Source organism: Hyphomicrobium sp. NDB2Meth4, from assembly GCF_900117445.1.
GTDB lineage: Bacteria > Pseudomonadota > Alphaproteobacteria > Rhizobiales > Hyphomicrobiaceae > Hyphomicrobium_A.
On sequence record NZ_FPEJ01000006.1, the window covers coordinates 65,124 to 89,013 of the forward strand.

Sequence of the window (23,890 nt, forward strand, 5' to 3'; positions counted from 1 at the left end):
CAACCTTCAAAAAGAATTTATTTTCATGGCGTTGCTAACGAAGATTTAGGGTTAAAATTATCAGATAGAGCAAACTCTTCAGAGACACACTCAGTTTTCGGGGGCCTTGCTTGCTCAAGATCGCAAAAGGTGTTGTCGGCGCCGCGTCCGGCCGCCTGCACGTATCAATCGGTGCCCTGCTCGCTGCCAGTTTCCTGGTCGCGGCGACCCCCGAGCGGGCCGAGGCTCAGTTCTACCCGTGGGGGTGGGGCAACTCGGGTTCCTGGCAGCAGAAGCCGCGGCGCGCGCGCCGGGCGGCTCCGCGCTATGTCGAGCCGACGGACGACAAACAGGCATCGACGCTGCCGAAGCCGAAGGGCCCCCTGGTGCTGGTGGTGTCGATCAACAATCAGACCGTCACCGTCTACGACGACGGCAAGCAGATCGCGAAGTCGCCGATATCGAGCGGCATGCGCGGACATGAAACGCCCACCGGCGTGTTCAGCATCCTGGAGAAGAACCGCACGCACCACTCGAACCTTTACGGTGGTGCGCCGATGCCGTTCATGCAGCGTGTCACCAACTCCGGGGTGGCACTGCATGCGGGCGAGATCCCAGGGTATCCCGCCTCGCACGGTTGCATCCGCCTTCCCTACAGCTTCGCGCGAAGCCTGTTTGGCATCACCGATGTCGGTGCGCGCGTGATCATCAGCGAAGCCGATCTGAAGCCGGAAGAATTCAGCAGCCCGCATCTCATCGCGCCACTGGCTCCCGACGATACGGCCAGCACGTCTGCGAGCGCCGTGCCGGCCGCCGCTTCGGGCCAAGCCGACATCCACGATATGATCGTACCGCAAAACGGCAACTCATCGCGGCGCACGCGCGCCATGGCTGCTGCCGAGCGCGCCGCGGAACGCGAGCATCTGGTTGCGACGATAGCGGCTTCCGAAACTGCAAAGGCTGCTGCCGACTTGCAGGTGCAGGCGGCCACCGCCGCGGCGCGGGACGCAAAAGAGACGATCAAGAAAGAGCGCAAGGAAGAGGACCGCCTCGCTGCGATCGCGCGCAAGTTGGCCAAGACAGCGGACGCAGCTACCTCGACGTTCAACGCACTGGCGGCGAAGCTATCGAAAATCGATGTCGACAAGGTCGATGGCGCAGCGCTGGAGAAATTGAAGGCGGAGGAGATTGCGGGCGAGACGAAGATGCTCGACGCAGTCGACGCCTCGGCGGCAGCTCAACGTGCTGCCAATGCGCAGTCGGCGAAGGTGAAGCAGGCCGAGGCCGATGCGGTGGCGCTGGAAAAAGCGCGCAAGGTTGCTGTCGATGATGCCGGGCACGCCGCTGACACCGTCACGGCTGCCAAGGATGCGCTGACAGCCGCCGATGCGCTGGAGGAGCGTAAGCACTACCCCGTTTCGGTATTCATCAGCCGCAAGACGGGCCGGCTCGTCGCCAAACTCGGCTTCGTGCAGGTGATGGACGTGCCGGTGACGATCGCCGATCCGAGCGCGCCTCTGGGCACGCACGTGCTGACGGCGACCGCATTCACGAACGGCGAAAAGGCGTTGCGCTGGAGCGCGGTGACGCTGAAGCCGAGCACACGGGTGTGGTACTCGAGCCGCAAGAAGCGCCGGCACGACGACGAGGCACCCGTCGTGGCAGGCGGCCATGATGCCGATGCGCAGTCGGCGCTGGAGCGAATCCAGATCCCCAAAGAGGCCGAAGAGCAGCTCGCCGAGCTGATGAAGCCAGGCTCGTCGATGATCATCTCGGATTACGGCCTCAGCCGTGAGACGAGCGCACGCACCGAGTTCATTGTCGAACCATGGCGCAGCCGCCCCGACAGCTCGATGTCGAGCTACTACTGATCACTGTGACAATGAAATCGAAAGAGGCGCCGCCAATGGCGCCTCTTTTCGTTTGCGCGAGGATCAGCCCGGCAGCCTTTGCGCCTTGCGTTCAGGCGGGGCGTGGATGATCTCGACGCTGTCGCCCAGCGCCACGTGTCCCCCTTCGAGCACCCGGCAGGTGACGCCGCCGCGCCAATCGGGATGCAGCGCCTTGCGCAGTCCGGCGAGCGCTTCGTCCATGCGTGAACAGGGCGTTGTCGGATAGGTTACTTCCAGGAGCGCCGGGCCGATACGCAGCGTTGCGCCAATGGCGCGCGGCAGGCGGATGCCCTCGACAAGAAGGTTGGCGCGGCGCGCGGTCCAATCGAGATCGATTGGATCGGAGCTCGCAGCGGCTACGTCTGATAGCGCCGCCTTCCAATCCTCGATGGCGAGGATGGTGACCGCGCGGCGCTTGAATTTGGCGCCCTTGTGATCGCCTTCGACGCCCTTCTCTAGACTGATATCGACGGCATCGACCGTGTGCATCGGCGCGCGTCGCGCCGACCGCCATGCAATGCCGATCAGCCGTCCGGTCATGCCATTGGAGAAACGCCGATCACCAGCTCGTGCAAATAGAACACGATGACGGCGTACAGGGCGACGCCGATGGCGACGACGATGATATCGTTGATCCACGGGCCGGAGCCCTTGCCGAGCGGGCCAAGATCGCCGCGGCGCTTCACTGAGATGCGGTCATAGACGGCGAAGGCGAGGAAGCTGCCGAACAGCAGCAGGGAGGCAAGGTCGCCGTTGGCCAGCAGATGCGCCAGCGCCCAGATTTTGATGGCCACGAGCATCGGGTGCTTGAGCCAGACGTGGATATGCGAAGGAATGTACGCCGCCGCGAGCGAGATCATCGACAGCAGCATCAGCGGCATGGCGATGTGGCGCGTCCAAGTCGGCGGATCCCAGAGGATGGGGTTCTTGCCGGGGTGCAGCTGGAGCTTGTGGAAGCCCAGCACGATCAGCGCCAGGCCGATCAGTGAGACGACGGCGAATATGCCCTTGTAGCCCGTCGGGCCGAAGCGCGCGACGAGCCCGTTTTTCAGCTCCGCATTGGTCGGAACGATGTGGATCGCAAAGAAAACGATGAGTCCAAGCACCATTACCAGCATTGTCGCCTCCCCCAGGGAATTGCCAGAGCGGGCGAATCATTGCCACGCTGCAGCCATCTCGCCCGCGCATGTTTAGTGGCCGGGGGCGCCGGCCGCTAGTGCAAACCGGTTGTCCGATGGCCGCCGCGCCGGCACCGGAACATGATGGCCGCGATAAATGTGGTCCATGACGAGGGAGAGCTGCCATGGGCGCCGAAGCTCAGCTGAAGCCCGACTACGATGGCTCCGAGGACCCCCAGCTGGCCGGCGAGATCGCCCGCGCCATGCATCATCGCCCGCTTTTGAGCCGTTTGGCCCGCGTCGAACCGAAACATCCAGATGCGGCTGAGTTTACGGCCAAGTCCGCAGAAAAGGCGGCGCCTGAAGCGTTCACCGCGAACGAAGTGGAAGTGCCTGCGCCGGTTCCGACCGATCCGAGATCACTCGATGAGGTGATCGACGATCTCGGTCAGGTGACGATGACGCCGCCGAGCGCGGAGTGGCTCGAAAACGCTCGGCGCGCACATCGCCAGGAAAAGATGAGCCACGCCATCGCGTGGGCGACGACGCTCACCATCGCGATCGGCATCATTGGGCTTGCAGCCCTGCTGCTGCGCGTGTGAGCAGCTTTTAGGGCAGGTAGCCCTTATCGAGATTGAGCGACTGGCGCGTGGTTTCGCGGCCCTTGGCGTTGGTGTGCGTGGCGATCCAGGCGACGTGGGTGCCAGCTTCGGGCGTCGTGCGCGAGCGCAGGTTGATCCCGACCGTCTCGCCTTTGGCTGCGCAAATCGGGGCGAGCAGCGGGAAATAAAGCTGCTCCCAGTGCGTGCGTGGGGCGTCCGGTGAAGTCGACAGATGCACGCCGGGCGTGAGTTCCGCCTCCCACCAGACGGCGAAGCCGTAAACTGTCGTTGCTTCGTCGAGCTTCCAGCTGGCTTGTCCCTTGCGCGTCGAGCGGGCATCGGAGCCGAAGGTGATCTCGTCCCAGACCTTGGCGGCGAGCAGTTCAGCCGGCTTCATCGTGCGCACGTAAATGTTGTTGAGGCTCATGAGGCGGGCGACCGAGAGGTCGAAGCCTGTCGCGTCCCAGGCGGCGAAGTCGCGTGCGATGCGGTCGCTAACAACGGGCGCCACGAACTGCTTCAGTGCGCGCGGAATGAGTACGCCGCCCGGCTTCAGGAAGCGCTTCTTCGCATCGGCGAGCGTCTCAATGGTGTGCTCTTCGAAGGCGTAGTTGCCGAGCGTTTCGGAGACGACGACGTCGACGCGTGGTGGGTCGACCATCTCGGTCGAATGGCACGGGATGAGATGGCAGTTGCGGGCGCCGTTTGCTTTGAGGATTTTCTCGGCGACACCGCCAACCTCGGCGGTCTCGTAAAGATAGACCTCACGTGCGCCGAGCTTAGCGGCCATCAGCGCGAGGAGCCCGGTGCCGGTGCCGATATCGGCTACGGTTGTTTCGCCCTTCTTGATCACCGAGCGCAAAGCCTTTTCGAAAGCGGCGTTGCGGACGCGATCGGCGATAAGCGTGCGGTGATATTCGATGCGCATGGGTTAAAGGCTCAGTTGCGGGCCGCGGATCTGATACAGCATCAGCGCGGTGGCGACAGCGAGGTTGAGAGAGTCGAGCTTGCCGGACATCGGGATTTTGACGAGGCGCGTGCAGGCCGCGGTGAGCGCATCCGACATGCCGGGGCCTTCGCTTCCCATGACCAGGAGCGTCGGGGTGCGGTAGCTGACGGCGCGAAAATCGTCGGTGCCGCTCAGGTGCGTGCCGACGATGTCACCCTGCCAGCCGGCGATCCACTTGAGGAAGGCTTCGCGTTGCATACGCGCCAGCGGCATGGCGAACAGCGAGCCCATGGTGGCGCGCACGCACTCGTGCGAATAGGGATCGCAACTGGCGCCGATGAGAATGATGCCGGCAGCGCCGACGGCATCGGCGGTGCGGATGATGGTGCCGAGGTTGCCGGGGTCGCGCACTTCCTCGAGCGCAATCCAGAGCCTGCCCGGTGAAATATCAGCGGCCTTGGGCAAGTCGATCCAGCGCTGCTTGAAGACGCCAAGCATGCTCTGCGGGTTGTCCTTGGACGACAACTTGCCCAGCACGGCTTCAGAGACTTCCAGGCACTCCGCGCCGGACTTCAACGACCAGTCGACGAGACCCTGCGCGATGGGGCTCATGTCGGCGTCGGAGCGAAACACCAACGTTTCAGGGACAAAGCCATTGTCGCGCGCGGTGACGAGTAGCGATGTTCCCTCGGCGACGAAGAGCCCTGTCTCCTTGCGCTCCTTGCGCATCTCGAGCGCGCGGATGGCTTTCACGCGATCGTTCTGCAAGCTGGTGATGAGCTTGGGCGCGGACATTACCGATCGCTCCAGCGCGTATAAAGCGAGGTCGGCACCGCGCGCGTGCCGTGCTCCTCGCGGATCGCCAGTTCGCCGGCGGCGAAAGTGCCTTTCCTGACGGCCAGCACTTCGCGGCACAGCTGCTCGAAGGCGAGCGCCGACGCGCGGATGGCATAGACCGTGAGCACAAGGGACGCTTCCGGCGCCAGCAATGCGGCGCAATCCTTCATGAACGCAGGAAGACTTGTGAACAGATCCCAGACCTCGCCATCAGGACCGCGTCCGAACTTCGGCGGATCGACAAGGACGACGTCGTAGGTTTTGCCGCGGCGCACCTCGCGGGCGACGAATTTTGCCGCGTCGTCGAGAATCCAGCGGATCGGTGCAGATGTCAGTCCAGATGCCGCCTGGTTCTCCTTGGCCCATGCGATCGCCTTCTTGGAGGCATCGACGTGCGTGACGTGAGCGCCAGCGGCGGCCGCAATCAAGGATGCGGCTCCGGTGTAGGCGAAGAGGTTCAGCACGCGTGCTGGCTCACCGCGCTTTTCCGCGATGCGCTGTAGCATCCATTGCCAGTGCGGGTACTGCTCGGGGAAGAGGCCCATGTGACGAAAGCTCGCCAGACGGCAGAGCATGGTGACGTCGCCGATCTTCACCGGCCAGCTTTCCGGAACCTGCTTGTCGATGCGCCAGCGGCCTTTGTCCTCGTCGTCGTCGCCGGCGAAGACCGCGTGCGCCTTTTTCCACTCGCGCTCGGCGTTAGGGGTCCACAGCGCTTGGGGTTCGGGACGATCGACGATGATCGATCCGAAGCGCTCGAGTTTGCGGCCGTTGCCGCTGTCGATCAGGGCGTAGTCGGGAAAGCCCACAGTCTCGATGAGCGTCAGCTCCGCGGGGGGCGTGATCGTGTTTTCTTTGCTCAGCAAGGCATGCCCCTGTCGGCGGTCGGATGGTTCTGAAGCGCACTTAAGATGCGCCGGGCTTCCTTGTCGATGCGTTAGGCTAAACCCCCATTAATGGCCTCGCGGCGAATGAGAAGGCAGCATTCTGGGCGGGTGGGCACTTCTGGAAACAAGCCAATGGAGGCATTCACATGACGACGTGTGCATGCGGGAACTGCCAGTTTTTCGACACCCATAGCAAGTCTGCCAAGCAGCATCGGAACGAAGCGGGGCTTTGCCGGTATAACCCGCCGACAGCGCAAGCGGGAAGCAACTCGCCGGCCGCATGGCCGATGGTCGAGTCCAAGGACTGGTGCGGTCACTTTGCAGTGACAGTTGATCGCTTCATGTCCGCGGCGGAGTGAAGTCTCGTCGGAGGGCAGATCCGTTCATCTGCGGCTCATGTTGGGTCGCTTATTCATTCCAATTAAGCGACTAACGCCGGCCGTGGAGACGGATCGTTTGCCTCTCCGGCGTTATAGTAAGTGCGGCTCGGGGCTCAGGCACCGAAACGCCGACGGCATCAGGGTTCAGTGTATTCGTGGTGACTCCGCAGCACTGAACCCTCTGCCCCATCTTCCTTCAGAACGATCAATCGAGGTCGGCGACCTCGACGGGGCCGCCACCCTTGATGCGCTGAGCCAGCGCGCTTTCGATGAAGGGATCAATGTCACCATCGAGCACCGCGTCAGGATTGGTGCTCTGCGTTCCAGTGCGCAGGTCCTTCACGAGCTGATAGGGCTGCAGCACGTAAGAGCGGATCTGGTGACCCCAGCCGATCTCCGTCTTGCTCGCGGCTTCGGCGTTGGCCTTGTCCTCGCGCTTTTTGAGCTCCAACTCGTAAAGGCGCGACTTGAGCATCGCCCAGGCGATCGCGCGGTTTTTGATCTGCGAGCGCTCCTGCTGACTCGCCACCGCAATGCCGGTCGGGATGTGCGTGATGCGCACCGCGGAATCCGTCGTGTTGACGTGCTGGCCGCCCGCGCCCGACGAACGGTAAGTGTCGATGCGGCAATCGCTCTCGTTGATCTGAATGTCGATGTCGTCGTCGATGACGGGGTAGACCCAGACAGACGCAAAGCTGGTGTGGCGGCGGGCGTTGGAGTCATAGGGCGAGATGCGCACGAGACGGTGCACGCCCGATTCCGTTTTCAGCCAGCCGTAAGCGCCTTCGCCCTTGATCTCCATGGTGACGGATTTGATGCCGGCCTCTTCGCCGGCGCTTTCTTCCAAGGTCGAGACCTTGAAGCCGCGCTGCTCAGCCCAGCGCATGTACATGCGCGCGAGCATAGAAGCCCAGTCCTGACTTTCAGTGCCGCCCGCGCCGGCATGAACCTCGAGATAGGCGTCATTGCCGTCGGCTTCGCCCGACAGCAATGCCTCGATGCTGCGGCGCTGCGCTTCCTCGTCCAGCTTCTTGAGCATGGCTTCGCCCTCGGCGACGGACGCGTCGTCGTCGGCTTCCTCGCCGAGCTCGATGAGCGTCACGCCATCTTCGAGGGAACGCTGGAGGTCCTGGTAGGTTTTGACGGCACGCTCGAGCTGCTGGCGCTGGCGCATCACTTTCTGCGCGGCCTTACTGTCGTTCCAGAGGCTCGGATCCTCTGCGCGCTTATTCAGCTCGGCGAGACGTTGCTGGGCAGTATCCCAGTCAAAGATGCCTCCGCAGGAGAGCCAGGGCCTCCGTGATGGAATCGACGAGTTTCTGCGGTTCGGCGCGCATCGTGGCCTCCGAGGCGAGTGCGATTTTCAGGATATGAAGGCCGTCATATAATGGCGCGTCGGCCGACTGGCAACGCAAAGGGCGCCGCACCCCTCTGAAGCGCCCGAAAACGGGCCAACATCACATCACCAGAGGCCACCGCGGCCGGCGCTGTAGCCGGGGCGTGGACGCGCCGGTGCCTCGTAGAAGGAATCGTCAACCGCGCCTTGCGGGCTGCTGCCGGTTGTGCCGCCCTGCTCGGTAAATCCGATCACAGAGTATGCATCGTCTGGCTCTTCGTCCGGCTTGAAAGCTTCCATGATGCTCTGCGGGTCTTCTTCGCCGGCGCGCAGGCCGGTGCGCAGGTTGACACGTGCGAGCTTGATACCCGGCGGAATTCGGAAGGGGGAAGCTGGTTGATCGGCAAGCGCTTCCTTCATGAAGTTACCGAACACCGGAGCGGCGAGCTTGCCGCCAGTGTTGCCTTTGCCCATTGGCGTCGGCGTGTCGTAGCCCATGAAGACGCCGACGACGAGGTCGGGCGAATACCCCATGAACCAGGCGTCTTTTTCCTGGTTGGTGGTGCCCGTCTTGCCGGCGAGGGGGCGCTCAAGCGCCTTCAGCGAGCGCGCGGTGCCGCGCTGGATGACGCCTTCGAGGATGGATGTCATCTGATAGGCGGTGTGCGGGTCGATGATCTGCACGCGATCATCGGGAATTTCAGGCTCTTCCTGATTGTGCCAATCGTCTGCCTTGCAGTTTTCGCAGACGCGCTGATCGTGGCGCCACACGGTATGGCCCCAACGGTCCTGGATACGGTCGATCAGCGTCGGGCGCACCTGCTGGCCACCGTTGGCGATGGCGCAGTAGCCGGCGGCGAGGCGCAGCAGCGTGGTCTCGCCGGCGCCGAGCGACATGGAGAGCACCGGAAGCAGATCGTCATAGATGCCGAAGCGGCGCGCGTACTCGGTGATGAGCGGCATGCCGAGATCCTGCGCCAAGCGGACCGTCATCTGGTTGCGCGAGCTTTCGATGCCGAAGCGCAGCGTCGCAGGGCCGGCGGAATGTTCTTTCTCGTAGTTCTCTGGCTTCCAGATGTCCTGGCCGGGGCCCTGCTCGATTTCGATAGGGGCGTCGAGGATGATCGAGGTGGGCTTGTAGCCGTTGTCGAGTGCGGCAGCGTAGACGAACGGCTTGAATGAAGAGCCCGGCTGGCGCTTGGCCTGAATGGCGCGGTCGAACTGGCTCATAGCGAAGGAGAAGCCGCCGACGACCGCGAGCACGCGGCCGGTGTTGGGGTCCATGGCGACGATGCCGCCGCCGACCTGCGGGATCTGCATCAGCGACCAGACGCCAGCGACATTGTCGGGGTCCTTCGGCGCGACGTAGACCACATCGCCGGGCGAAACGACATCGGAGACGGCTTTGGGCGTGCCCTTCTTGGTCTTGGCCCACTTAACTTCGTCGAGTGTGAGCTCGATTGCCTCGCGCTCGCCGACCAGGGAGCCGTCCTGCTGCTTTTCGGGGCGCAGACCAACGATCGCCTTCGCCGCGTCGACCTTCAACACGACGCCGAGGCGCCATGGCTGGATGTCATGCGGGCGCGGCACCTCATCGAGCGCCTTGCCCCAATCGCCGGCGATGTCGAGCTTGGTCACAGGCCCGCGCCAGCCTTTGGTGCGATCGAACGTGACGAGGCCGTCCATCAGCGACTTGCGCGCGATCTGCTGCAGGCGCGGGTCGAGCGTGGTGCGAACGGAGAGGCCGCCGTTGTAGAGCTTGTCCTCACCAAAGCGGGTTAGCAGCGTGCGGCGCACTTCCTCGGCGAAGTAGTCGGCAGCGAAGATATGGGCGCCGGTGGTGCGCAGGTTGACGCCGAGCGGCTTCACCTTGGCGGCTTCGGCCTCTTCGCTGGAGATATATCCGTTCTCCTCCATCTGGCCGATGATCCAGTTGCGCCGGATCAGCGCCTGCTTCTCGCGGCGGAACGGATGGTAGTTGTTGGGGCCCTTGGGGAGCGCGGCGAGGTAGGCGGCTTCCTCGATCGTCAGGTCCTGCAGCTCCTTGTTGAAGTAGCTGAGGGACGCTGCCGCGATGCCGTAGGCGCCGATGCCGAAGTAAATCTCGTTGAGATAGAGTTCGAGGATCTTATCCTTGGAGTAGGCACGCTCGATGCGGACAGCGAGGATTGCCTCCTTCACCTTGCGTTCCATCGAGCGCTCGCTCGACAGCAGGAAGTTCTTGGCGACCTGCTGGGTGATGGTCGAGCCGCCTTCGGCGCGGCGGTCGCTGCCGCTGAGCTTTGCTTCGACGATCTTGAATACGGCGCGGGCGATGCCCTGGAAGTCGACGCCGCCGTGTTCATAGAAGCGACGGTCTTCGGCAGACAGGAAGGCTGCGATGACGCGCTTGGGAATGGTGTTGATCGGCACGAAGATGCGGCGCTCGCGCGCGTATTCGGCGATGAGCGCACCGTTGTGAGCGTGGATGCGCGTCATCACGGGAGGCTCGTATTTGGAGAGGCTCTCGTAATCGGGCAGGTCCTGCGAGGTTTTCCACAGCAGGTAGCCGGCGGCGGCCGAAGCGCAGATGAAGACAACCACACCAGCGGCGAAGCTCCAGCCGAGCAGGCTCAGCAGCAGGCTTTTGCGGCGCTTCTTGCGCGGCTGACGCGGGGGTTTGGGCTCGCGCGGATGCGGCGGCGCGGGGCCACGGCCGTAAGGGTCGTGCCCATAGTGATCGCGCGGGTAGATGGGATCCGACGGGTATAGCGGAGGCTCGCGCATCAACCTTTAGTTCCGTTGAGCGTAGGGGTTCGGCTGCACTGGCATGTCCGCGCGAGCCTAGAGGCTACATGAGGCGACGCCGCGAAGCAGGACATTACCATGGATTGTGGCATCAAGTCGTCGCTCACTGCAGTTTAGATAACGCCGGAAAGGAGATGGCCGCCTTTTCAGCGTGCCCTCGCCGTCCGCTTGGAGAAATACTGGTCCACGGCACTGGTGATCGATGTGGCCACGCGCCGTTGCCAACCGGAGGATTTGAGCAGCTTCTCGTCCTCGGGGTGGCTCATGTAACCCAGCTCGATGAGCACCGAGGGGGTGTCAGCCTGACGCAGCACCTTGAATGCGGCAGAGCGCTGCGGCCGTTGGGACAATGAGACGGCCGACTTGAGCTGCTTGACGAGGGTGTTCGAGAAATCGGCAGAGAAATTCGACGTCTCGCGCTTTAGGAGGTCTATGAGGATATTGCGGACATCGCCGCCTTCCTCGAAGTGCGCAGTCTGGAGGCCTGCAATGGCGTCGGAGTTGTTCTCCTTCTCGGCCATTATCTGCGCCTCCTCGTCGGAGGCTTTCTCGGATAACGTGTAAACGGTCGCACCACGCACCCTTTTGGCGCGCTTCTGCGCAATCGCGTCGGCGTGAAGCGAGACGAAGAGGTCAGCGTCGAGTTCGCGGGACATCTGAAGGCGCTGATCGAGCGAAATAAATACGTCTGTCGATCGCGTCATGCGCACGTCGTAGCGGCCGCTTTTCTCAAGCTGCGTTTTCAGAGCCTGAGCGACGGCGAGAACGACGGTCTTCTCCTTGAGGTTGGTGGCACTGGCGGCGCCGGGGTCGATGCCGCCATGGCCAGGGTCGATCAGAATCACGGGCTTGGTGCGGTGGCGCTTCGATACGGCAGCGGGTCCTGCATCGGGGGCGGGCGTGGCGGCGACCTGGGCGGTCTGACCGCCGCCGGTGCCACCGCCGAACGCCTTGGCGGACGTCGGCGACAGCGTCACGGTGAGATCTACGGCCTTGCCGGTGCCCGCGGGCCGCATATCGGCTTTCTTAATGAGAACGGGCCCCGCCGTATCGATGACAATGCGGGCTTTTCCTTCGGATAGAAGCCCATAGCGGAACCCCGAGGCGAGCCCTTCCTTTTTTTGGCCGGCTCCATCGGGGAGCTCGAAAGCGACGTCGGGAAGATCGATGACGACGCGGTAAGGGTTGGCGAGGGTAAAAATCTCCGCACGCACACCCGACGACAACCCGAGGACAAAGGTCGTCGTGTCGCCGTTCGACTTGAGCTCTGCTCGTCGCGCCTCGACGGCTGCGGACTTGCGGTGGACGCTGGTCGGCTCAGCGCTGGCCGGTGCAGTGAGCTGCACGGCGAGTGCCATTGCCACGAAAAGCCCGCAGACGAGATCCCCCCCGATGCGAGCCAAGTTATGTTGCAGATGCTGCCGCATCCCCTCCGATCACCCCCGGCAAGCTGCCCAAACCCCCTGTTAACCAAACCTTTTCGGATTTTCCCTCATATTGCAGAGGGTTGGCCGAGGCCTTTGCTGGCATGCACTTATAACATGCTTGCAAGCTTACCGGCGAACCCGTACTTTCTAGTTCGTTGATGCAGCGGCGCCCCTGCTAGGCATTTGTGCGCCGCAAGAACGAGTTGAACGATCAACGTTCGCATTCGTTCGCGCCGGTTCGCCGCCCTGCGAGGGACGGCCTCGCTGCAGACCGACGATCGAGCAGTTTGCCCTGCGCCCGCAAGCAGTTCGCTCCGGGTCACCCCCGTGACAGCGGAGCCGAGAGCCTGAGGGCCACGCTTGCGCCAGGCACAATGCTAGCTGCTCGAGACTTTGGCCATCGGCAGTTCTTTGCTCCGCCGCCTTGGAAAGGAAGGGCAAGCGGAGCAGGCGAAGTACCGCCCGGGCGCCCCACCGCATGGGAGCAATCCGGAGGCAGCGCGATATCCGTGCCTGTCTTCAACCCTTTGAAAGACCATTTGGAATGCCACACTTAGGCACCCGTCGTCCGCAAGCTTCAGCGCGCCTCTGGCCGCGCCTCAATGCACGCCCGGTCTCCACCGGCGGCGGAAGACTGTGCCGCGCAACTGCTTCACCCACCTTCTTCCAACCATCACAAACAACGATGCGCGCCAACGTCCGGCGCCTCCCCGCACCCGCCCCGATTCGATCGAGGATTGCGGAGCGGAGCGGTAGGCAGCCAACCCGGCGCGCCGAGGATCCAAATAGATGTCCAACAACAAGATGCTTATCGACGCCACGCATCCGGAAGAGACCCGGGTCGTGGTGCTCCGCAACGGCCGCGTAGAGGAATTCGACTTCGAATCCGCTGCCCGCAAGCTGCTGCGGGGCAATATCTACCTCGCCAAGGTGACGCGCGTTGAGCCGTCCCTGCAGGCAGCATTCGTCGAGTACGGCGGGAACCGGCACGGCTTCCTCGCCTTCAACGAAATCCATCCCGACTACTACCAGATCCCCATGGCCGACCGGCAGGCTCTCCTCGATGAGGAAGCGGCTGCGGAAGCCGAGGAGGAGGCTGCTGCCGACGCGCACGCCGAGGCGCTGGCGCGTCGCCGCGCGGCCTCCAAGCCCAGTTCGTCCAGCGAGGACGACGATGCGTCCGACAACGTCGACGATATCGGCTCGCACGAGGACGACGACGATCAGCACGGGGACGAGTCGGAAGGCGACGACGACGGCGACCACCACGAGCATCACACCATCGCCGAGGCGGTCGTTGCCGATGAGCGGATCGTCGCCGAGCCTCACTCGCACGGTCACGAGAACGGCTCGGATGTAGCCGCCAACGAGAACACGGTCGAAGGCCAGAGCGCCGAGGCAGCCGCCGACAGCGCCTCCGCTTCGGAAGGTGAAGAGGCTTCGGTACGCGAAGTCGCCAGCACCAGCCCGGCTCCCGAGCAGGTGTCGACGGGCGAGGACGCGCTCGAGGAACTGCCTTCGCGCCCGCGCCGTCGCCCGCGCAGCTACAAGATTCAGGAAGTCATCAAGCGCCGCCAGGTGATCCTGGTTCAGGTGGTCAAGGAAGAGCGCGGCAACAAGGGTGCAGCGCTGACGACGTATCTGTCGCTCGCCGGCCGCTACACGGTGCTGATGCCGAACACCGCACGGGGCGGCGGCATCTCGCGCAAGATCACTCAGCCGCAGGATCGAAAGCGCCTCAAGGCCATCGCCGCAGAGCTGGAAGTGCCGGAGGGCATGGGGCTGATCATCCGCACGGCGGGTGCCTCGCGCACGTCGCAGGAGATCAAGCGCGACTTCGAATACCTGCTGCGCTTGTGGGAGAGCGTGCGCGACCTCACCTTGCAGAGCCAGGCGCCGAGCCTCGTCTACGAGGAAGGCAACCTCATCAAGCGCTCGATCCGCGACCTCTATAACAAGGATGTCGAGGAAGTGGTGGTCGCCGGCGGGGAAGCGCACCGCGAGGCGAAGGACTTCATGCGCATGCTCATGCCGAGCCATGCGAAGAATGTCATCCAATATCAGGAGCCGGAACCGCTCTTCACGCGCTATCAGATCGAGCGGCAGCTGAACGCGATGTTCAGCCCGTACGTGACGCTGCGTTCGGGCGGCTATCTGGTGATCAACCAGACCGAGGCGCTGGTCGCCATCGACGTCAACTCGGGCAAGGCTACCCGCGAGTTCTCGATCGAGGAAACCGCGTATCATACGAACCTCGAGGCCGCGGACGAGATCGCCCGGCAGCTCAAGCTGCGCGACCTTGCAGGCCTCATCGTCGTAGACTTCATCGACATGGAGGAGAAGCGCAACAACCGCGCCGTTGAGCGGCGGTTGAAGGAAGCGCTTCGGTTCGATCGCGCCCGCATCCAGGTGGGGCGGATCAGTCATTTCGGCCTTTTGGAGATGTCGCGGCAGAGGCTGCGCACGGGCGTTCTCGAAGGCTCGACCTCGCAGTGCCCGCACTGCCAGGGCACAGGCATCATTCGCTCGACGGAAAGCGTTGCGCTCGCGGTCCTGCGTGGCCTCGAAGACGCGATCATGTCCGGCACGCGCGCGCCGCTTACCGCCACGACGACGCCGGCGGTGGCGCTCTACATCCTCAATAACAAGCGTCCATTCATCAACGATATGGAGACGCGGCTCGGGCTGCCGATCATCGTCACCGGATCAGACAAGCTCGCGGGCGCGAACTTTACCATCGAGAAGGGCGCTGCTCCGGCTCAGCTTCCGCGCCGTATCGAGCGCAACGTCGTCAACATGGAATCGGGCTTCGAGGGCGAAGACGAGGGCGGCGTCTATGAAGTGCGCGAGGCACGCGAGCCGCGCGATGAGGCTGCGCCTGATCACGATGGCGAGCAGCGCTCCGGCGAACAGGGCAACGGATCGCGTCGACGCCGCCGGCGCCGGCGTGGTGGCCGTCGCGATCGCGATGAGAACGGCGCACGTTTTTCGGATGAAGGCCGCGGCAACGTCGAGGACGTGCCGTTCGACGACGAAGACGGCGACGGCGCCGTAGCTCTCGCGAACGGACACGACCATGATCACGATCATGATCATGAGGCGGGCCATGAGCATTCCGCCGGCGAGCACACGGGTGAGCCGAACGGCCAGGAAGAAGGCGAGCGCCCGCGTGGACGCAGCCGCCGCAGAGGTCGCCGTGGTGGCCGCCGCGGTCGCGAACGGGCAGAGCGTCACGGTGAGATGCAGGCTGGCGAGCAGTCCGAGGACGGGGCGCCGGAAGACGACGTCCAGGTTGCAGGCCTCGGCGAGCAGCCCACCATCGGCGAGAACCTGCCGTCGTACGAGGTGCATTCCGACGCGCGTGAACCCGAGACGCCGGGTCACGAGGAAGCGATTGCGGACTTCGCGAGCCTTCCCGCCGACGGCAATGACGACATTCCAGCGAAGGAAGTGCAGCGCGAAGTGGCCGCTCCGGCACCTAGCGCGGCCAGCGACGAGACTATTGTCGAAGCTGAGGTTGCTGATGAACCCGCGGCAGAGGAAGCACCTGCGCCTGTGCGTGCTGCCCGCCGCCGCCGCACCGAGTCGAGCGAGCCGCGCCTGGAGCGGATCGTGGTTGGACGCGGAGATGGCGAGGAAGCTGTGACCGAGGAGGCTGCCGCCTCTGCGGCGCCGGCACGCAAGGGCTGGTGGCAACGCAAGCTCGGCGGCTGATCTGGCGCGGCGAGTTCGTGAAACATGAAAGGGCCGGAGCGATGCTCCGGCCCTTCTTATTTGGTGATCGCTGCAGTGCGTCAGTCGGCCATCGGGCCACCGTGATCACCGTGCGGGCCGTGACCGCGGAAGCCGCCTTTCATGGCGCAGCGCGGACCCTTATGACCGCCCTTGCCTTCACCGAAGTTGCTCAACACGCGCGAGGCGACGTCTTTCTGCTCTTCGCTGAAGGATGCGTAGAGCGGTTTCAGAACCTCGGCAAACTCCTTCGACTTGGCAGCGCGCTCGTTCAGCTTTTCGGCCTCCTTGGTCATGCGTTCGCTGCGCTTCTCGATGCGCTCGGGGAGTGCGAGCTTTTCGCCTTTTCCTTCCTCGCCCTTGGCTTTGCGCTCAGTGCGCTTGGCCTGCCACTCCTCGCGGTTCTTCTGCCGCTCGGCGAAGTTGGCGCGCATCTTCTCCTCGACGGGGGCCCAGAGCTTCTCCTGCTCGGGCGTCAGCTTCAACGCAGCCTTGGCGAAAGCGATGCGACCGTCCTCGAGGCGCGCCATGGTCTCGGGGGAGGGACCCCGACGCGTTTCGCTCTTTTCGGCTGCGGGCTGATCACCAGCGGTGGGCTGCTGGGCGAGCACAATGGTCGCGGGGATCGTCGCTGCCATTAGTGCGACCGCGAGCGCACGTGAAATTTTGTTCATGGAATTGGCTCCTAATCTGTTTCAGCAGCAGCACTGGCTTTGCGCCGCTGTTGAGCAAACAACGGCGGCGCAAAGCGCAATCCGTCGGAGCAATTTCTGGGCGGTTAGCGTTGCTGAGCCCACTGCTGCAGGCGCTTTGCAGCTTCGGCCATGTTGGCGGTGGTTCCGGCATAGGAAAAGCGCAGGAAGCGATTGCCGCGCTCTGAGTCAAAGTCGACGCCCGGGGTCACGGCGACGCCCGCTTCATCAAGAATGCGGCGGCACAGCATCGCAGCATCGTCGGTGATGTGGCTGACGTCGCTGTAAAGATAGAAAGCTCCATCGGCGGGCGCGAAGTTTTCAAAGCCGGCCTTTGGCAACTCGTTGAGCAGCAATTCGCGATTGGCTGCATAGACGCGCCGGTTGGCTTCGAGTTCCTCGCCCGCAGAGAACGCTCCGAGGGCTGCGACTTGGGCGATGGCGGGCGGCGAGATGTAAAGGTTCTGCGCGAGGCGTTCGACGCTGGCGACAAGACTCTGCGGCACGACCATCCAGCCGACGCGCCAGCCGGTCATCGAGAAGTATTTGGAAAAGCTATTGATGACGATCGCGTCGTTGCTGTGCGCCAATGCGGTGTCGGCGGGCCGCGCGTACGTCAGGCCGTGATAGATCTCATCGGAGATGAGCGCGACGTTGTTCTCACGACAGGCGCGGGCGATGCCGGCGAGGCGCTCGGCCGAGATCATCGTGCCGGTCGGATTGGCGGGACTGGCGATCAAAAGACCTCTGACGCCGTCCTTGGCTGCGCGGGCGACATCGTCCGGTGTCGGCATCCATTCATTGGCAGGCCCAGTTTCCAGCAGCACCGGCCGCTGACCGAGAGCAGTGAGGATGTGCCGGTAGCAGGGGTATCCGGGGCTCGGCAGCGCCACGGCGTCGCCGACATCGAACAGGGCGAGAAAGGCCAGCACGAAGGCGGCAGAGGAGCCACCGGTCACGGCGATGCGCTCGGGTGGGACGCTGACGCCGTACCAGTCAGCGTAATGCTGCGCGATGCGCTCACGCAGGGCGTCGTTCCCGAGTGCCATGGTGTAGCCGAGGGTTTCGGCTTCGAGGGCGTGGCGAGCCGCTTCGCGGGCGGCTTTTGGTGCCGGTGTCCCGGGCTGGCCGACCTCCATGTGCACGATGCTGCGGCCAGCCTGCTCGGCGGCGAGTGCTGCGCGCATCACGTCCATGACAATGAAGCTGGATATGGCGCTGCGCGAAGAGGCCAGTAGCGGCATCTCCCCGGCAGCTAGCGCCGTTGTCAGCGCCAATGGGTCTATCGTGCGGTCAGCCATCCCACTTCCATTACACAAGCGTAACGTGGATTGGGGCTGCGCTGCCCCAATCCTGCCGCGGGGGGCGATATCATGCTTTGCTGCCTGACGAAATCGCTCTGCCGCATTCCGGCATATAGGCAGGTATTCCATCCGGTCCAGGCTTGCGTTGACGCCAATCCGTGCCCTCACTAGGGTCAAGCCCGTGAGCAAAAACCTATTTCGATCAAGGTGACGTTGCCAATGTCGATGCCGTCCGTGTCCAAGGCAAAGTGGAGCCGGATCGCCGTTGCAGGCGGCCTCATCGCCACCGCGATCATGGCCTCGGCATCAACGGCGTCGGCGCAGAATCTTCCGCTCATCCGCGATACGGAAATCGAAGGCGTGCTGAGCGATTACGCCAAGCCGATATTCAAGTCTGCGGGACTGGGCACGGGCCGCATCAAGATGCGCATCGTTCAGAACGATGCCTTCAACGCGTTCGTGCTCGATGGTCGGAACGTCTTCGTGCACACTGGCACGCTGATGCAGGCGAATACGCCCAACGAGGTGATCGGCGTCATCGCTCACGAAACGGGCCACATCACCGGCGGCCACATGGCAGCGCTCAGAGCCCGCATTGCCAAGGATCAGACTCGCTCGCTACTGGCACAGATTCTCGGCATCGGCCTCATCGTTGCAGGGGGCGTTGCGGGCGGCGATTCAGCCAACAGCCTGGGCGGCGCGGGCCAGGGCGTATTGTTCGGCGGCAACGAGGTGATCATGCGCTCGCTGCTGGCGGAACGGCGCCAGCAGGAATCGGCGGCTGACCAGGCTGGCCTCACCTTCCTCAACGCCACGCAGCAATCCGGGCTCGGAATGTTGACGACATTCGAGCGGTTCGCGGCGCAGGAATACATTTCGGATGCGCAGAAGGAAGCGTTCGCGCGGAGCCATCCCCTCTCGACCGACCGACTTGCGCGGCTGCGCACGCTCGTCGAGACGAGCCCATACTACAGCAAGAAGGATGCACCGGAGCTGCAGCTTCGGCACGACCTGATGCGCGCCAAGCTGTCGGGCTATCTGGAAAAGCCGCAGGTGGTGTTCAATCGTTATCCCGAGAGCGATCAGTCGCTGCCGGCACGCTACGCGCGCGCCTTGGCGCGGTTCTTCCAAGGTGGCCCAGGCGCGCTCGAAGCATCGCTGGCTCAAGTCGACGGCCTCATCGCCTCCAAGCCGAACTTTCCATACTTCTGGGAGGTCAAGGGCGACCTGCTGATGCGATCCGGGCGCAACAGAGAGGCGATCGCTCCGCTGCGGCAAGCATTGAAGCTCGATCCCAGCGCGAGCCTCATCCGGGTGCAGCTGGCAGGAGCCCTGCAGGAGGATGCGAGCCCCGCGGCGGTGAACGAAGCCGTTGCGCTTTTGCGTAAGTCCTTGGTAGACGACGAAAATTCTCGCGCCTTTCGTCTTTTGGCCAACAGCTATTATAAGCAGGGCAAGCGACCGGAGGCTGACGCGATGATCGCGCAAGCCTATTTCCTGGAAGGTGATCTCAAGCAGGCGCAGCTGTTCGCGAAACGCGCTCAAACGAAATTGCCCCAAGGGACCCCGGAGTGGCTGAAGAACGACGACATCATCAACTATAAACCTCAGACCTGATCGCCGTTTGCTCAAACGAGCCGCGTACTGCGACAGCTTCCCTTAGAAGGCCAGACCGAATGTCCGCAAACTCCCGCCCCTCGCTGCTGCGCACGCTTACCGAGCAGCGCGCTACGTGGCTTGTCATTCCCGCCGTAGCGCTGCTGGGCGCGCTGGTGCTGCTGGGAAATTTTGCTGCGACACCGCAAAAGGTCAGCGAAGCCGTAGCCGCCGAGGCTACCGCTCCGGCCGGGCCTGCATCGCCGGTGAAGGTGGCGGAGGCGCCAACGCCGCCGCCGGTCAATTTCACGCCCGAGCAGAAGAAAGAGCTCGAGAAGATCATCAAGAATTACCTGATCAACAATCCGGAAGTGTTCCTCGAGGCGCAGTCGGCGCTGGAGGCCAAGATGGAGAAAGAGCAGGCGGAAAAGCTGAAGACGGCGATCGCTGAAAATGCGCGCGACATCTATCGCGATCCGGTGGCCGATGTAGCCGGCAACCCGGATGGCGACATCACCGTCGTCGAGTTCTTCGACTACAACTGCGGCTACTGCAAACGCGGCCTGCACGACGTGATCAAGCTGGTGGAGAGCGACCCCAAGGTGCGGGTCGTGTTCAAGGAGCTGCCGATCCTCTCGAAGGGCTCGGAGGAAGCCTCACGCGTCGCCATCGCCGCCGGGCGCCAGGGCAAGTACTGGGACATGCACAAGGCGATGCTGGAAGCCAAGGGCGTGATGAACGAGGCAAACGCGCTGGCGATCGCCTCCAAGCTCGGGCTCGACATCGAGAAGCTCAAGAAGGACATGGCGTCGGCGGACGTCGAGGCGGAGATCAAGAAGTCGGAGGCTCTGGCCAAGAAGATGGGCGTCAACGGCACGCCGCACTTCCTCGTCGGCGACCGCTCGATCCCGGGCGCCCCGGAAGACCTCTATGACCAGCTCGAGAAGCATGTGACGGAACTGCGCAAATCCGGCTGCTCGTACTGCTGAGGCGGGCCGAGCAGGGTGGCTTGCGGCTTTTTTACCCAATTGAACGAATGCCTTAGCGGTTTCATGCGCGGAAACCGCTGGCTCCCTTCCGCGCTCGCGGGAAAGCTGGTAGATGGGGGTGCCGTCCGCCCCAGAGCCGGTATTAAACCGGTGTCTTTGCAGGCGGCAGCAGGGACCTCATGACAAAGCCGATTTACGTCCTCAACGGACCCAACCTGAACATGCTGGGACTTCGGGAGCCCGCCGTTTACGGTACGGACACGCTTGATGATGTGCGTCGGAAGGCCGAGGCCCGGGCCAAGGCATTGTCGCTGACCATTGATTTTCGCCAGTCGAACCTCGAAGGCGAACTCGTTGGCTGGATTCAGGAGGCGCGCGACAAGGCCGCCGCCATCATCCTCAACGCTGGTGCCTATTCTCACACGTCGATCGCACTGCTCGATGCGCTGCAAGCGGCTGAGCTGCCGGTGATCGAGGTGCACCTTTCAAATATATTCCGTCGCGAGCCGTACCGGCAGCACTCCTACATCTCCCTCGGAGCCAAGGGCGTCATTTGCGGCCTCGGTGCCAAGGGATATGAGCTGGCGCTGGAGGCTATGGCAGACTTGCTCTCGGCATCCCGCCGTGGGTAGGGCCAGCAGGGGCAGCGAGCGGAAAGTGAAGCCGCACAAGAAGGAAAAGCAGAGCATGACCGCCAAGGATCAGGGCGAGACCTCGGGAGACGAACAGCGCTTGATCCGGCAGCTCGCGGAGCTGCTCAACGAGACTGGCCTTTCCGAAATCGAGATTGAGAAGAGCGGGCTGAAGGTTCGCGTCGCGCGCACTCTCAATGTGCAGTCGACGATTGCCGCCGTGCCTGCCGCGGCGATGGCCGCCGGTCCCGCGCCAGTCGCTGCCGCCAAGCCGGCTGATCCTTCCAAGCATCCCGGCGTCGTCAAGTCGCCGATGGTGGGCACGGCCTACCGCTCACCAGAGCCGGGCGCTCCGACGTTCATCGAAGTGGGTGCGCAGGTCTCGCAGGGCGACACCCTGTTCATCATCGAAGCCATGAAGACGATGAACCAGATTCCGGCTCCGCACGCCGGCAAGGTCACGGCGATCCTGATCGAGAACGGTCAGCCGGTCGAGTTCGGCGAGCCACTCGTCATCATCGAATAAAAGGAGAGCGGCAGTGGGCAATGGGCAGTAGGCAGCGAGGATTTGGCCAGCGCGCCGATCACCAACTGCCTATTGCCCACTGCCTACTGCCCAAGAAAGAATGTTCGACAAGGTCCTGATCGCCAACCGAGGAGAGATTGCACTGCGCATTCAGCGTGCGTGCAAGGAACTCGGCATCGCTACCGTCGCCGTGCATTCGACTGCGGACGCCGATGCCATGCACGTGCGTCTTGCCGACGAGAGCGTGTGCATCGGACCGCCGCCCGCCGCTGAGAGCTATCTCAACATTCCGCGTCTGCTCGCTGCGTGCGAGATCACCGGCGCCGATGCCGTGCATCCCGGCTACGGCTTCCTGTCGGAGAACGCGCGGTTCGCGGAGATCTTGGAAGAGCACCAGATCACCTTCATCGGCCCGACGTCGGAGCACATCCGAATCATGGGCGACAAGATCGAGGCGAAGGAAACCGCCAAGCGCCTCGGCATTCCAGTTGTGCCTGGCTCCGACGGCGCCGTCGGCAGCGAAACCGAGGCGATGAAAGTCGCCAAGGGCATGGGTTTTCCGGTGCTGATCAAGGCGACGGCAGGTGGCGGCGGACGCGGCATGAAGGTCGCGCATACGGCTGCCGACCTCGGCCTTGCCTTGTCGACCGCGCGCTCGGAAGCCAAAGCCGCGTTCGGCAATGACGCCGTCTACATCGAGAAGTATCTGCAGAAGCCGCGCCACATCGAGGTGCAGGTTTTCGGCGACGGACAGGGGAATGCCATCCACCTGGGCGAGCGCGACTGCTCGCTGCAGCGGCGCCACCAGAAGATCCTCGAGGAAGCCCCCTCGCCGGCTCTCAATGCAGCCGCGCGCGCCAAGATCGGCGAGACCGTCGCCGAGGCGATGCGCAAGCTCAAGTATCGCGGCGCGGGTACGGTCGAATTCCTGTTCGAGGACGGCGAGTTCTACTTCATCGAGATGAACACCCGCCTGCAGGTCGAGCATCCGGTAACGGAGGCGATCACGGGCATCGACCTCGTGCTCGAGCAGATCAGAATTGCTGCGGGCGGCTCGCTGTCGATCAAGCAGAAGGACGTCCAATTCTCGGGGCACGCCATCGAGTGCCGCATCAATGCCGAGAACCCGCGCACCTTCCGCCCATCGCCGGGCCAGATCACCTATTGGCACCCGCCTGGTGGCCTTGGGGTGCGTGTCGATTCAGGCGTCTACCAGGGCTATCGGATCCCGCCCTACTACGACAGCCTCATCGGCAAGTTGATCGTACATGGTAAAACGCGTACGGAGTGCCTGATGCGGCTGAAGCGCGCGCTTTCGGAGTTCGTCATCGACGGCATCGAGACGACGATCCCCCTCTTCAACGAGCTCATCGCCCAGCCGGATATTGCCAATGGCGCCTATGATATCCATTGGCTAGAAAAGTACCTTGCCCAGTCATAGTTTGGTCGCCGACGCAGGCGATTGACGAAGGTGGGAAAAGTTTTCACGCTAGGCTCGCTGGGAAAACGGCGGACCTAAGCCTACGAACCACATGGCCTCGCGCGACGACATCGTCATCGAGATCACCCCGCAGGTGCTGCTCAAAGCATACACCTGTGGCATATTCCCTATGGCTGAAAGCGCAGACGATCCGGCGCTATACTGGATCGAGCCGCAGCACCGGGGCATCCTTCCGCTCGATGGCGTGCACGTGCCGCGCCGGCTGGCCCGGACACTGCGCACCACGCCCTACAAGGTGCGGATCGATACCGACATCGTCGCAGTGATCGAAGGCTGTGCGGCTTCGCGGCCGGGGCGGCGCTCGACCTGGATCAACGATCGCATCCGCTCGCTTTATCGCGACCTGTTCAACCTCGGGCACTGCCACACTGTCGAAGTCTGGGACGGTGAGCGCCTGATCGGCGGTCTCTACGGCGTTGCGCTCAACGGTGCCTTCTTCGGCGAGAGCATGTTCTCGTACGAGCGTGACGCCTCGAAGATCGCTCTTGTGTATCTGGCGGCGCGGCTCGCGCATGGCGGGTTCCGGCTGCTCGATACGCAGTTCGTCACCGATCATCTTCGGCAGTTCGGCACGGTCGAACTCAATCGCGAAGAGTTTCACCGGCTGTTGGAGAAGGCGCTGGACGTCGACGCCGACTTTCACGCATTGCCGCTCGATGCCTCGCCAGATGATGTTCTGGCCGCGCTGGAAAAGGCCAACACGCGCCGCTGATGGCGCGAATGC

At 63.4% G+C, this 23,890-nt stretch carries 19 protein-coding genes; 9 read left to right on the forward strand and 10 right to left on the reverse strand.

Features of this window, described 5'->3' with window-relative positions; translation table 11 throughout:
- Positions 1 to 110: 110 nt before the first annotated feature.
- Positions 111 to 1,850 carry a L,D-transpeptidase gene (locus tag NDB2M4_RS12000; protein ID WP_072375279.1) on the forward strand — a complete coding sequence of 580 codons (1,740 nt, stop codon included), beginning with the start codon at positions 111 to 113 and terminating at the stop codon, positions 1,848 to 1,850.
- 63 nt (positions 1,851 to 1,913) lie between these two features.
- Here NDB2M4_RS12000 and NDB2M4_RS12005 read toward each other — a convergent pair whose 3' ends face one another.
- Positions 1,914 to 2,411, reverse strand: coding sequence for an MOSC domain-containing protein (locus NDB2M4_RS12005; protein ID WP_072375282.1), 498 nt, complete (start codon positions 2,409 to 2,411; stop codon positions 1,914 to 1,916).
- Positions 2,408 to 2,989, reverse strand: coding sequence for an NnrU family protein (locus NDB2M4_RS12010; RefSeq protein ID WP_072375284.1), 582 nt, complete (start codon positions 2,987 to 2,989; stop codon positions 2,408 to 2,410). Before NDB2M4_RS12010 ends, NDB2M4_RS12005 begins: the two co-directional genes overlap by 4 nt.
- 185 nt (positions 2,990 to 3,174) lie before the next feature.
- Here NDB2M4_RS12010 and NDB2M4_RS12015 point away from each other — a divergent pair, with 185 nt between their 5' ends.
- Positions 3,175 to 3,591 carry a hypothetical protein gene (locus NDB2M4_RS12015; RefSeq protein WP_072375288.1) on the forward strand — a complete coding sequence of 139 codons (417 nt, stop codon included), beginning with the start codon at positions 3,175 to 3,177 and terminating at the stop codon, positions 3,589 to 3,591.
- Between the two features lie 7 nt (positions 3,592 to 3,598).
- Here NDB2M4_RS12015 and NDB2M4_RS12020 read toward each other — a convergent pair whose 3' ends face one another.
- The 6 genes from NDB2M4_RS12020 to NDB2M4_RS12050 all read right to left on the reverse strand — a co-directional run bounded on the left by NDB2M4_RS12020 (position 3,599) and on the right by NDB2M4_RS12050 (position 12,125).
- Positions 3,599 to 4,519 (reverse strand): 50S ribosomal protein L11 methyltransferase, encoded by a 921-nt coding sequence (locus tag NDB2M4_RS12020; protein ID WP_072375291.1) that lies wholly within the window; start codon positions 4,517 to 4,519, stop codon positions 3,599 to 3,601.
- Positions 4,520 to 4,522: 3 nt separating this feature from the next.
- The gene (locus tag NDB2M4_RS12025; protein ID WP_072375295.1) at positions 4,523 to 5,335 is read right to left on the reverse strand and encodes a TrmH family RNA methyltransferase; all 813 of its coding nucleotides are present in this window, start codon (positions 5,333 to 5,335) and stop codon (positions 4,523 to 4,525) included.
- Entirely contained in the window at positions 5,335 to 6,243 is a 909-nt protein-coding gene (locus NDB2M4_RS12030; RefSeq protein ID WP_244536157.1) for an RsmD family RNA methyltransferase, read from the reverse strand. The genes NDB2M4_RS12025 and NDB2M4_RS12030 overlap by 1 nt, the downstream gene beginning before the upstream one ends.
- 606 nt (positions 6,244 to 6,849) lie before the next feature.
- A protein-coding gene (gene prfB, locus NDB2M4_RS12040) for a peptide chain release factor 2 (RefSeq protein WP_139247232.1) occupies positions 6,850 to 7,981 on the reverse strand; the annotation gives its coding sequence in 2 pieces (ribosomal slippage) (positions 6,850 to 7,911 and positions 7,913 to 7,981; 1,131 coding nt in all).
- Positions 7,982 to 8,106: 125 nt separating this feature from the next.
- Complete coding sequence (locus NDB2M4_RS12045) at positions 8,107 to 10,746, reverse strand: penicillin-binding protein 1A (RefSeq protein WP_083556250.1); 2,640 nt, start codon at positions 10,744 to 10,746, stop codon at positions 8,107 to 8,109.
- 167 nt (positions 10,747 to 10,913) lie between these two features.
- Positions 10,914 to 12,125 carry an N-acetylmuramoyl-L-alanine amidase gene (locus NDB2M4_RS12050; protein WP_072375304.1) on the reverse strand — a complete coding sequence of 404 codons (1,212 nt, stop codon included), beginning with the start codon at positions 12,123 to 12,125 and terminating at the stop codon, positions 10,914 to 10,916.
- An 858-nt stretch (positions 12,126 to 12,983) separates the two neighbouring features.
- Here NDB2M4_RS12050 and NDB2M4_RS12055 point away from each other — a divergent pair.
- Complete coding sequence (locus NDB2M4_RS12055) at positions 12,984 to 15,908, forward strand: Rne/Rng family ribonuclease (RefSeq protein ID WP_072375307.1); 2,925 nt, start codon at positions 12,984 to 12,986, stop codon at positions 15,906 to 15,908.
- 80 nt (positions 15,909 to 15,988) lie between these two features.
- On the opposite strand, the gene NDB2M4_RS12060 is transcribed toward NDB2M4_RS12055, so the two are convergent.
- Together NDB2M4_RS12060 and NDB2M4_RS12065 are read right to left on the reverse strand one after the other, a co-directional pair.
- Positions 15,989 to 16,600, reverse strand: coding sequence for a Spy/CpxP family protein refolding chaperone (locus NDB2M4_RS12060; protein WP_072375310.1), 612 nt, complete (start codon positions 16,598 to 16,600; stop codon positions 15,989 to 15,991).
- Positions 16,601 to 16,704: 104 nt separating this feature from the next.
- Positions 16,705 to 17,862 (reverse strand): pyridoxal phosphate-dependent aminotransferase, encoded by a 1,158-nt coding sequence (locus NDB2M4_RS12065; RefSeq protein WP_072375537.1) that lies wholly within the window; start codon positions 17,860 to 17,862, stop codon positions 16,705 to 16,707.
- A gap of 279 nt (positions 17,863 to 18,141) precedes the next feature.
- Between NDB2M4_RS12065 and NDB2M4_RS12070 the strand changes: the two genes are divergently transcribed.
- The 6 genes from NDB2M4_RS12070 to aat all read left to right on the forward strand — a co-directional run bounded on the left by NDB2M4_RS12070 (position 18,142) and on the right by aat (position 23,878).
- Positions 18,142 to 19,539 carry a M48 family metalloprotease gene (locus NDB2M4_RS12070; RefSeq protein WP_244536158.1) on the forward strand — a complete coding sequence of 466 codons (1,398 nt, stop codon included), beginning with the start codon at positions 18,142 to 18,144 and terminating at the stop codon, positions 19,537 to 19,539.
- 59 nt (positions 19,540 to 19,598) lie between these two features.
- Positions 19,599 to 20,507: a DsbA family protein gene (locus NDB2M4_RS12075; RefSeq protein WP_083556254.1), complete on the forward strand. Its 909-nt coding sequence runs from the start codon at positions 19,599 to 19,601 to the stop codon at positions 20,505 to 20,507.
- A gap of 179 nt (positions 20,508 to 20,686) precedes the next feature.
- Positions 20,687 to 21,139 (forward strand): type II 3-dehydroquinate dehydratase, encoded by a 453-nt coding sequence (aroQ, locus tag NDB2M4_RS12080; protein WP_072375313.1) that lies wholly within the window; start codon positions 20,687 to 20,689, stop codon positions 21,137 to 21,139.
- A 55-nt stretch (positions 21,140 to 21,194) separates the two neighbouring features.
- Positions 21,195 to 21,665: an acetyl-CoA carboxylase biotin carboxyl carrier protein gene (gene accB, locus NDB2M4_RS12085; RefSeq protein ID WP_072375543.1), complete on the forward strand. Its 471-nt coding sequence runs from the start codon at positions 21,195 to 21,197 to the stop codon at positions 21,663 to 21,665.
- A 100-nt stretch (positions 21,666 to 21,765) separates the two neighbouring features.
- Positions 21,766 to 23,106, forward strand: a complete 1,341-nt coding sequence (accC, locus tag NDB2M4_RS12090; protein WP_072375316.1) for an acetyl-CoA carboxylase biotin carboxylase subunit — start codon at positions 21,766 to 21,768, stop codon at positions 23,104 to 23,106.
- 91 nt (positions 23,107 to 23,197) lie between these two features.
- Entirely contained in the window at positions 23,198 to 23,878 is a 681-nt protein-coding gene (gene aat, locus NDB2M4_RS12095; RefSeq protein ID WP_072375319.1) for a leucyl/phenylalanyl-tRNA--protein transferase, read from the forward strand.
- Positions 23,879 to 23,890: the final 12 nt, after the last annotated feature.